The organism is Hydrogenimonas sp. (genome assembly GCF_029933015.1).
GTDB lineage: Bacteria > Campylobacterota > Campylobacteria > Campylobacterales > Hydrogenimonadaceae > Hydrogenimonas.
This window is the reverse complement of sequence record NZ_JAOZOZ010000166.1, coordinates 1-3,321: the sequence shown is the minus strand read 5'-3', so window position 1 is coordinate 3,321 and position 3,321 is coordinate 1. Positions and strand designations below refer to the sequence as shown.

At 55.0% G+C, this 3,321-nt stretch carries 5 protein-coding genes; all 5 read right to left on the bottom strand.

The genetic code is table 11. The annotated features are described in order from the left end of the window. Positions 1–964, bottom strand: a 964-nt coding sequence (gene waaC, locus Q1K23_RS08730; RefSeq protein WP_300363902.1) for a lipopolysaccharide heptosyltransferase I, incomplete at its 3' end; no start/stop codon positions are given. A 36-nt stretch (positions 965–1,000) separates the two neighbouring features. Further along, positions 1,001–1,903 carry a hypothetical protein gene (locus Q1K23_RS08725; protein WP_300363900.1) on the bottom strand — a complete coding sequence of 301 codons (903 nt, stop codon included), beginning with the start codon at positions 1,901–1,903 and terminating at the stop codon, positions 1,001–1,003. After that, on the bottom strand, positions 1,900–2,421 hold the full coding sequence (locus Q1K23_RS08720) for a prepilin-type N-terminal cleavage/methylation domain-containing protein (RefSeq protein ID WP_300363899.1): 522 nt from the start codon (positions 2,419–2,421) through the stop codon (positions 1,900–1,902). The genes Q1K23_RS08725 and Q1K23_RS08720 overlap by 4 nt, the downstream gene beginning before the upstream one ends. Continuing rightward, entirely contained in the window at positions 2,418–2,822 is a 405-nt protein-coding gene (locus Q1K23_RS08715) for a hypothetical protein (protein WP_300363897.1), read from the bottom strand. Before Q1K23_RS08715 ends, Q1K23_RS08720 begins: the two co-directional genes overlap by 4 nt. Then, positions 2,812–3,321: hypothetical protein (locus Q1K23_RS08710; protein WP_300363896.1), on the bottom strand; the 510-nt coding region annotated here is incomplete at its 5' end. The genes Q1K23_RS08715 and Q1K23_RS08710, both read right to left, overlap by 11 nt.

The following is a 3,321-nucleotide window of genomic DNA, read 5'->3' as shown; positions in this document are numbered from 1 at the left end:
GGGGGTCGATCGTGGCGATGGAGCGGTCGCTTTTGTCGAAGCGGCAGGGGTGGACCTTCGCTCCGGAGGTGACAGCCGCATTGATCGGGGTTTCCATCATCATCGTTTTCGGCGTGGAACCGAAAAGCAGCACGGAGGGGCGGTTCATGGCCCAGGCGATATGGCTGGGGCCCGTGTCGCCGCCGATGAGCAGATCCGATTTTTCGACCATGTATTTGAGGGTTTCCAGATCCGTTTTCGGAAGGAGCCGGGCGTGGGTGGCCGATTCGATTTTCTCAGCATCCTGCCGTTCCGCGTCGCTGCCGGCTATGAGCAGGACGTTGCAGTCTTTCAGAAGGTTTATGGTTTCGATCCACTTTTGGGATGGATAGGTTTTGCTGGCGTTGCTGGCGCCCGTGACGACGAGGATGTTTTTCTCCGCGTCCGAAAAGAAGGTGTCGATCTTTTTGTCGATCTTTTCGATGTCGTAATGAAGATAGGGTTTTTTCGCGAGCATCATCGCTTCGGTGATTTCGATGTCGAGTGCCTGGGCGAGCAGCGAGGCGAAGCGCATCGGTGCGATGCCCGCACAGTCGACCCTGTACTTTCGCCGGTAGAAAATCGATGCGGCGCTCTCCCTCGCCGAATCGCTGTCGAGGCCGGCCGTGAGCCTTCCGGCGATTTTCGCGACGATCGCCGATTTGAGCAGTCCCTGCACGTCGATGACGAGATCGAACGGTCCGGCCGATTTGATCCTGGCATAGATCGAACGGAGCGCATGAAGGGAAAACTCCCTCTTCAGCCCATGCAGATCGAGCGGTACGATTTTGTCGATGTCGGGATTGTGGGCGAGTATGTCGGCAAACTTCTCTTCCACGAACCACGTGATCTTTATATCGGGTCTCTTTTCTTTGATGAATTGGATGGCTGCGAGCGTATGGATGACATCCCCCATCGCAGTCATACGAACTATCGCGACGTGCATACAAACCTTAATTTTTATTGATATTATATCCAAATTTCAGGGGCAGACGATCGGCGAGAGGGAAAGATGGGTGATTTTTTTCTTTTTCATCCCCATCCGAAAGGCCATGGAACCGCTGCACTCCTGGGAAGTGTTGAAGTCGACGGAGACGAGCATATCCGCCGTTGTCAGAACCGGTGTAATGCCGAAATGGGGTTCCAGCAGGGTCATTTTGTACTCGTCGTCGATCGGTATCTCATCGGGTTTTTCGTAACGCTCTTCGTGGGCGGAGAGCTTTGAGATTACGCTGTCGGGATAATCGGGGTAAAGAAGCCGCAGCTGCTCGCGGGTGGCGTAGTTGAGGTCGAACGTCTCTCCGTCGTATCCGAAGATCGACTCCCAGTTTTCCATGGAGAGATTCCCCTCGCCGCTGAGGATTCTGTAGCTTTGCAGTATCGTCTCGAGGGAACGGGCGTTGGGGATGGTGCCGTTTTGGAACCAGGGTTTTTCGATTTTTATTTCGCTTCCTCTCTCTCTTTCGTAGAGGTCGGTATCGTAGGTGTCCAGAAGCAGTGCGAGCATCAGTTGGGGATTTTTGAGACGCTGCCGTTCCAGCCAGTTCAGAAAGCTCTCCAGGGCCGCCTGGTCTTTCTGCACGGCGGCGAGAATGGCGTTGATGTTGATCTTCGTCTGTGCCGAGTCGATGGTCAAAAATCCCGAGACAGGCCCCAGGTCGAGCGATACGGGGATGCCGGAGCCGTAAAAGATGTCGTCCTGGGAGAATTTCTGCGATTTGATGTAGGCGCTCAGATCGCTGAGGATGAGATTTGTCTGGATGACGGCGATATTCTGGCGGACGCTCTTTTTCAGGGTGCCGCTTTGACGGAGGAAAAGGAAAATGACGGAGCTGAGCATGAGAAGGATGCCCAGAGTGATGAAAAGTACGATACCCCGCCTCATTGGTCGCCTTTGTAGAGGGTCGCGACGATGGGGGTGGTCCCTTTGCATCTGATGAGCATGTTGATACGTGAACCGCTGAGGGTGAATCGCAGAGAGCTGCATCCTGTGGCGAGCCTGTCGGCGAAAAGGTAGGTACCGTTGGTATCGCCTATGTAGTTGCTGCGGAAAAAGTCGACGGGTGCGGTGGATTCGATCCGGATGAGCGCTTCCTCGTTGCGGCTGATGAAATAGTGGACCCACGGACGGGGAATCCCGTAGACCGTATGGTCGGTTTTGAAAGCGATGCGGTCGTATCCCGCTTCGTGGACGATTTCTACCGGGCTTCTCATCTGGGTGATATCCTGCATCAGCAGGGTGTAGATCCGCTGGCTGCCCGTGACGCTTTCGACCGATTGCGTATAGCGGGTGTGGTCGCCGCGGACACTGTCGAGCGTGGCGTAGAGATAGGTGAATACGATGGCCGTCAGCAGGATGGAGATCAGCATCTCCACGAGGGTGAAGCCCCTTGCACGCATCATGGTCGGATCCTGATGAAGGGGATGGCGGTATCGCCCCGCTGCAGGCGCACGGGATAGTATCGGTAGGTCAGATCGAGTTCACCGCTTTGAAAGAGCGTCTTTTTCTGCTCCTCTCCCACCGTCACCTTTCCCTTGAGGCTTTTGAGCCAGAAGAGTTCGTCGTCACGGAGTTTGGAAAAACGGACAGTGTCGTAGAGGGTGACGTTTTTCCGGCTGATGCGCTGGATGCTGGCATAAAGCAGGGGTGTCGTCTGATAGAGCAGCACCGCTTTCTGCCGGTACCTGAAAAGATCCTCCTTGATCCATCCGTCGAATTTCAGCAGGGCCAGTCCCATCGTAAAGAGGATGACGATGCTCAAAAGCACCTCCAGAAGGGTGAAAGCGGGCCGGTTACTGCGCATATCCCGCCTTGTCGGGCAGATAGTCGCTCTGTCGGATGTAGGCCACCATGTCCACCGGGTTGTCGAAAAGCTTCGGTGGGTTGAAAGGGTGGATATAGAGCCACTTTTCATCGAAAAAGATGATCTGGGGTTCGAAGAGCCCGTCTCTCCTGCAGTGGATGGAAAAAACCGGTTTGAATTCCCTGGTGCCCAGTTTGATGTGGGGGTAGTCGATGCTCTGGAGCGTCTCGTCGGGATTGAGCCGATACCCCTCTCCGGATTCGGGAAGATCGACGGTCGCGACGATCTTCCCGTCACCTGTCAGATAGCATTTGCCATTGGCCAGCCCGTAGAGGATCAGATCCTTCGCGCGATAGTGGGGCGAGTTTTTGAAAAGCGTGTCGATGGTTTTGAGAGAGAGGCTTTCGGGTACCCCTTTGGTCGATTTCGGAAGGACGGTGTTGAAAGCGATGGCGTAGACGATACCCATCAGAAGCAGTACGATCAACAGCTCGATCAG

Coding starts and splice junctions, on each gene's coding strand:
- Q1K23_RS08725 (WP_300363900.1), bottom strand. CDS start 1,903: ATGAGGCGGGGTATCGTACTTTTCATCACTCTGGGCATCCTTCTCATG.
- Q1K23_RS08720 (WP_300363899.1), bottom strand. CDS start 2,421: ATGATGCGTGCAAGGGGCTTCACCCTCGTGGAGATGCTGATCTCCATC.
- Q1K23_RS08715 (WP_300363897.1), bottom strand. CDS start 2,822: ATGCGCAGTAACCGGCCCGCTTTCACCCTTCTGGAGGTGCTTTTGAGC.